Source organism: Blautia sp. MCC270, assembly GCF_018785605.1.
GTDB lineage: Bacteria > Bacillota > Clostridia > Lachnospirales > Lachnospiraceae > Blautia_A > Blautia_A fusiformis.
Window position 1 is genome coordinate 1 of record NZ_WQQD01000060.1, and the last position, 5,915, is coordinate 5,915.

Sequence of the window (5,915 nt, forward strand, 5' to 3'; positions counted from 1 at the left end):
AATCGAATCAAGTAATTCACCTGCTTCAATTGTGAACTACAATAAGCAGTGGTTGGGGACTTGCTTGTATCAGGAGAAGTACAGTCTCCTTCTGATAAACTGCGAAACATTTATTAAGCTATGAGCAGTAGTGAAGAGGATGTTTTTATCCGCTTGACTTAAAAAATGTTTCGCAACAACGACAACTCATATGCGCTTTACGGTAGCGTGATATAGTTTTTAATCGAGTCAGGGGGGCCCCTGCTTCAAGTGTAAGAAGCAATAAGCAGCGGTTGGTGACTTGCTTGTATCAGGAAGAGTACAAGCAAGTTTTGATAAACTGCGGAGCAGTTATTCGGTGTAAAGCTGCGTAGCAACTGCGGATGCTTTTGTTTGTATGACTCGAATCAGGAGGTCCCACTGTTTTTGGCTTCAATTGCAAGAAACGATAAGCAGTGGTTGAAGAACTGCTTCTTATCAGGGAAGAGTAGCTTGTAGTCCTTTTGGTAAATCGCGAAGCAGTTATTCAGTGTAGAACTGCGAATGCGGTTACAGATACTTTTGTTCGCTTGATAATAATAATGTTTTTAGTGTTCAGATAAAATTTGAAAATGCTATAAATGTTGTAAAAGAAAGGGATTTCGATGTCTATGTAGCAGCAGTGTGCAAGGTTCCATAAAAGATAATATATCTATACCGAGAAAATCGAATTATTTTCGAGATTACGATAAATCAGAACAATTTCAGCAAAATATCTATAAATGGGAACTTCATTTCTGGTACGTTTTTATGGCGTAAAATATATAGTCTGATTGGTAACAAATAAAACTGGAAGTTTATGCGGAGTTGATGGACTTTATAATCGATGTACTGTTACTGTCAAACTTCTGTTTAGTCCGGAATGAGTTTGGGTATACTACACAATAAATAAAATAATTCAAAACCTATTTTCTATTGTTTCACGTGAAACATTATGTGGCAGTTTAAAAATAAAAGTGTTATAATGATATCCAATGAGTAAAAATCCCTTAAAAAAATAAAAAGGAGGGGTACAATGGGACGAATCATTGCAGTTGCCAATCAGAAAGGCGGGGTTGGAAAATCAACGACAGCCATCAATCTATCGGCCTGCCTTGCTGAAAAAGGGAAAAAGGTTCTTGCCATCGACATTGATCCGCAGGGAAATACGACCAGTGGACTTGGCGCAGACAAGAATGCAGTAGAAAACACCCTTTATGAGCTGCTGCTTGGAGAAGCAGAGACCAAGGATACCATTATAAAGAACGTTGTAGATAATGTTGACCTGATACCATCGAATATGAATCTTTCCGGTGCAGAAATTGAACTGGTTGATCTTGAGGATAAAGAATTTATTCTGAAAAAGATCACGGATAAACTTCGCCGGAAATATGATTACATAATCATGGATTGTCCGCCGTCACTGAGTATGCTTACAATTAATGCTTTGACAGCCGCAACCTCCGTTCTGGTGCCGATTCAGTGTGAGTATTATGCATTGGAAGGTTTGTCACAGTTGATACATACCATCGAACTGGTAAGAGACCGATTGAATAAGAGATTGAAGATCGAAGGCGTGGTCTTTACTATGTATGATGCCAGAACAAATCTGTCACTTCAGGTTGTAGAAAATGTAAAAGAAAACCTGGACCAGAATATATACAAAACGATCATACCGAGAAATGTACGACTTGCAGAGGCACCAAGCTATGGAAAACCGATCAATCTGTACGATTCACGATCTACAGGAGCAGAGAGTTATCGCCTCCTGGCAGAAGAAGTTATAGGTAGGGAGGGCGAGTGATGGCTGGAAGAAGAACAGGAGGCCTTGGAAAGGGTCTTGACGCACTGATCCCGAACAAAGCAGGCGGTCCGTCAAAGGAACCTGCAAAAAAGACAAGATCTGCAGTTGTAAAAAAAGACAAACCAACTGAAAAAGATAATCCGGCCGCAGAACGACTTGTGAAAATTTCCAGCGTAGAACCAAATCTGAATCAGCCCAGAAGACATTTTGATGAGGATGCGCTGCTGGAACTTTCGGAATCCATTAAACAGTACGGTGTTCTTCAGCCGTTGTTGGTATCCGATAAGAAGGATTATTTTGAGATCATTGCAGGCGAACGCCGCTGGAGAGCTGCCAAGATGGCAGGGCTCAAGGAAGTTCCTGTTGTTGTAAAAGAGTTTACAGACCAGGAAATCGTAGAAATTTCCCTGATCGAGAACATTCAGCGGGAAGACCTGAATCCTATAGAGGAAGCGATGGCATACAAACGTCTGATGGAAGAGTTTCACCTGAAACAGGATGAAATCGCAGACAGAGTTGCCAAAAGCAGAACTGCAGTAACTAATTCCATGCGTCTTCTGAAGCTTTCCTCAAAAGTTCAGGAAATGGTAATTGCAGATATGATCTCAGCTGGTCATGCGAGAGCACTTCTGGGAATTTCTGATGAAGCTCTTCAGGAAACAACAGCCATGAAGGTTTTTGATGAAAAACTCAGTGTTCGTGAGACGGAAAAACTTGTAAAGAATCTGGTTTCTCCTGCGAAAAAAGTAAAAACAGAGAGAAACACAGCAGAAGATGCCATTTATGAGAGCCTGGAAGAAAAAATGAAAGGTATCATGGGAACAAAGGTATCCATTCAGCGAAAGAAAAACAACAAAGGTAAAATTGAAATTGAATATTATTCCAGAGATGAACTGGAGAGGATCATTGATCTGTTCGAATCTATCAGATAGGAGGCAGAATGAGCGGGATTTTTGAAAGCATGGGAATTGATTCCGGGATTGTGATCATTGTTTTGCTGATCCTTACCATCATTCTTCTGATCAATGTGGTGAGTAGCAATATGCGTCTCAGCCGTTTGGAACGGAAGTACAAGATGTTTATGAGAGGCGGAGATGCACAGTCACTGGAAAAAGTTTTTGTAAGAAAATTTGCACAGATCGATCGGCTGTATGAAGCAAAGGAAGATCATGATCATGACATCAGCTTTATCAAAAAAAATATGAATGTAATGTTCAGCAAATATGGCGTTGAAAAGTATGATGCATTTGATGATGTAGGTGGAAAACTCAGCTTTGCACTGGCGCTTCTTGATAAAAACAATACGGGTCTGATCTTGAATGCGGTTCACAGCCGCGATAACTGTTTCCTTTATTTAAAGGAGATCGTAAAAGGTGAGTCCTATGTTGTACTTAGTCAGGAAGAAGTGGAAGCTTTGAGAAAAGCAGTAAACTTTGGCCTTGGTGAGATTGAGAAGGAATAAAAAACTGCAAAGAGTAAGAATATTTTTAATACAGGAGGAATATCATGTTAGACATTAAGTTTGTGAGAGAGAATCCGGAGGTTGTAAAGCAGAATATCCGCAATAAGTTCCAGGACAGCAAACTGGAGCTAGTTGACAAGGTTCTCGAACTTGATAAAGAAAACAGAGAGATTAAGCAGGAGGTTGAGGCTCTCCGTGCTGAGAGAAACAAGATCTCCAAACAGATCGGTGCTCTTATGGGCCAGGGAAAAAGAGAAGAGGCAGAAGAGGTTAAAAAACAGGTTGCTGCATCCGGAACTCGTATTGAGGAACTTTCTCAGAGAGAAAAAGAGGTTGAGGAAGAGCTTCTGAAAGATATGATGGTGATCCCGAACATCATCGATCCTTCTGTACCGATCGGTAAAGACGACAGCCAGAACGTAGAGATTGAGAAATTTGGTGAGCCGGTTGTTCCGGATTTTGAAGTTCCGTATCATACAGATATCATGGAGAATTTTGATGGAATCGATCTTGACAGCGCAAGACGTGTTGCCGGTAACGGATTCTATTATCTGATGGGTGATATCGCACGCCTTCATTCCGCAGTAATTTCCTATGCAAGAGATTTCATGATCAACCGGGGATTTACTTACTGCGTACCGCCTTTCATGATCAGAAGCAACGTTGTTACAGGCGTTATGAGCTTTGCGGAGATGGATGCTATGATGTACAAGATTGAGGGAGAGGATCTTTACCTGATCGGAACAAGTGAGCATTCCATGATCGGTAAATTCATTGACCAGATTATTCCGGAGGAAGAGCTTCCGAAGACACTTACAAGCTATTCTCCGTGCTTCCGTAAAGAGAAAGGTGCTCATGGACTTGAGGAGAGAGGTGTTTACCGTATCCATCAGTTCGAGAAACAGGAGATGATCGTTGTCTGCAAGCCAGAGGAGAGTAAGATGTGGTTCGACAAGCTGTGGCAGAATACAGTAGATCTGTTCCGTTCTCTTGATATTCCGGTTCGTACGCTTGAGTGCTGCTCCGGTGACCTTGCTGATCTTAAGGTAAAATCCCTCGATGTTGAGGCATGGTCTCCACGTCAGAAGAAATACTTTGAGGTAGGAAGCTGCTCCAACCTTGGAGATGCACAGGCACGTCGTCTGAAAATCCGTGTAAACGGCAAAGATGGCAAGAAATATCTTGCTCATACATTAAACAATACAGTAGTAGCACCTCCGAGAATGCTCATTGCTTTCCTGGAGAATAACCTGAATGCAGATGGATCTGTAAACATTCCAAAAGCTCTGCAGCCATATATGGGCGGTATGACAAAGATTGAGAAAAAGACACGCGCGTAAGAGAAACGCAGGCTTTTTCAGGGAGGTGTTCTTGTGCACAGTTATTTAAAGACCGTTGGTTTTTCACAGATTACCAGAAGAAGTGAAATAAAAGAGATCATCCGTGATGTGATCGCAAGCTACGATGAAAAGGTTTGCGTGGAAAATCATCCGGAAGGCGTATTTGTACAGTTTTCCAAGAATTATGGCTGTGACTGTGGAATCAGCGTTTGTGGTCAGTACGATGAGAACGGTGAGTTTCACGTGGAATATTATTTCCCATTTTTCAGGGGAACAGGAATCACATCCAAGGAAAAAGTGACTGTTGAACGTCATACAGATAAGGAATCTTATGCAGGAGCATGTGATGATTTGCGTATTGGCGTGACTATGATCTTTTATCTGCAGAATCTGGCAGAATATATGCAGGAGAAATACAAAGGCCTGAAAGACCCGGGGGACCGTCCGGTGACGGTTTCCGGTCTGGCTTCTGAGGGAAAGATCCTTTTTCCGCTGCAGAAGGATAAGGAAGCGGTAAAGGTGGAGAGAGAACTTTCCAAAAACAGGACTAATCTGATCGCAGCAGCGCGTAATGGTGATGAGGAAGCTATGGAGAGCCTTACAATGGAGGATATGGATACTTACTCCATGATTTCCCAGAGAATTGTTACAGATGATGTTCTCACGATCGTGGATTCTTATTTCATGCCTTATGGAATCGAATGTGATCAGTATAATGTTCTTGGTGAGATTCTGGATATCATGAAATTTAAGAATATCCTGACAGGTGAAGAAATCTGCCAGATGACTATAGAGAGCAATGATATACAGTTTGATATCTGCATCAACAGCAAAGATCTTCTCGGTGAACCGGCAGTTGGACGCCGCTTCAAAGGAACAATCTGGCTGCAGGGTCAGCTGCACTATTAAGTTTTCAAATTTAGAATTAATTCTTGTAATTTCAAAATAAATATAGTAAAATAATGGTTGTGAAACTTTTGGAAGTGTTCGAAATGTTTCACAACCATATATGTCCATATAGCTCAGCTGGATAGAGCACTCGCCTCCTAAGCGAGGGGTCGGAGGTTCAAATCCTCTTATGGACGGGTTTCAAAGCGTTCGAAAATGTTAGCTGGATTAGCTGACAGCGAACGCTTTTGTTATTTTCTAATCACGTTCGTGACATGATTTTCCATTCAAAATGATCAATTTCCAGCTAACATTTTAGTTTTGCGCTGTATTTGTACCACTCTATATAACGAAACGCTCAGATGCTGTTTTACAGTAGGGGAAAAGAAAAAATATCAAAAAATTGATGATTAATGGTGAGCTT

General features: G+C 41.3%; 5 protein-coding genes and 1 tRNA gene. All 6 read left to right on the forward strand.

Going from position 1 to position 5,915, the window contains the following annotated elements:
* The first annotated feature begins 1,033 nt into the window (after positions 1-1,033).
* The 6 genes from GPK58_RS12075 to GPK58_RS12100 all read left to right on the forward strand — a co-directional run bounded on the left by GPK58_RS12075 (position 1,034) and on the right by GPK58_RS12100 (position 5,688).
* Complete coding sequence (locus GPK58_RS12075) at positions 1,034-1,801, forward strand: ParA family protein (protein WP_092072358.1); 768 nt, start codon at positions 1,034-1,036, stop codon at positions 1,799-1,801.
* Positions 1,801-2,733 (forward strand): ParB/RepB/Spo0J family partition protein, encoded by a 933-nt coding sequence (locus GPK58_RS12080; RefSeq protein WP_022426830.1) that lies wholly within the window; start codon positions 1,801-1,803, stop codon positions 2,731-2,733. Before GPK58_RS12075 ends, GPK58_RS12080 begins: the two co-directional genes overlap by 1 nt.
* 8 nt (positions 2,734-2,741) lie before the next feature.
* A complete protein-coding gene (locus GPK58_RS12085) occupies positions 2,742-3,263 on the forward strand; it encodes a DUF4446 family protein (protein WP_015526535.1) in 522 nt (173 codons plus the stop codon).
* 44 nt (positions 3,264-3,307) lie between these two features.
* Positions 3,308-4,603 carry a serine--tRNA ligase gene (gene serS, locus GPK58_RS12090; RefSeq protein WP_015526534.1) on the forward strand — a complete coding sequence of 432 codons (1,296 nt, stop codon included), beginning with the start codon at positions 3,308-3,310 and terminating at the stop codon, positions 4,601-4,603.
* 33 nt (positions 4,604-4,636) lie between these two features.
* Entirely contained in the window at positions 4,637-5,512 is an 876-nt protein-coding gene (locus GPK58_RS12095; RefSeq protein WP_021650156.1) for a DUF3881 family protein, read from the forward strand.
* A 102-nt stretch (positions 5,513-5,614) separates the two neighbouring features.
* Positions 5,615-5,688: transfer RNA gene (locus GPK58_RS12100), tRNA-Arg, on the forward strand.
* Positions 5,689-5,915: the final 227 nt, after the last annotated feature.

What these genes read in the sequence shown, in the direction of transcription:
- GPK58_RS12080 (WP_022426830.1), top strand. Translation starts at nt 1,801, where the DNA reads ATGGCTGGAAGAAGAACAGGAGGCCTTGGAAAGGGTCTTGACGCACTG.
- GPK58_RS12085 (WP_015526535.1), top strand. Translation starts at nt 2,742, where the DNA reads ATGAGCGGGATTTTTGAAAGCATGGGAATTGATTCCGGGATTGTGATC.
- serS (WP_015526534.1), top strand. Translation starts at nt 3,308, where the DNA reads ATGTTAGACATTAAGTTTGTGAGAGAGAATCCGGAGGTTGTAAAGCAG.
- GPK58_RS12075 (WP_092072358.1), top strand. Translation starts at nt 1,034, where the DNA reads ATGGGACGAATCATTGCAGTTGCCAATCAGAAAGGCGGGGTTGGAAAA.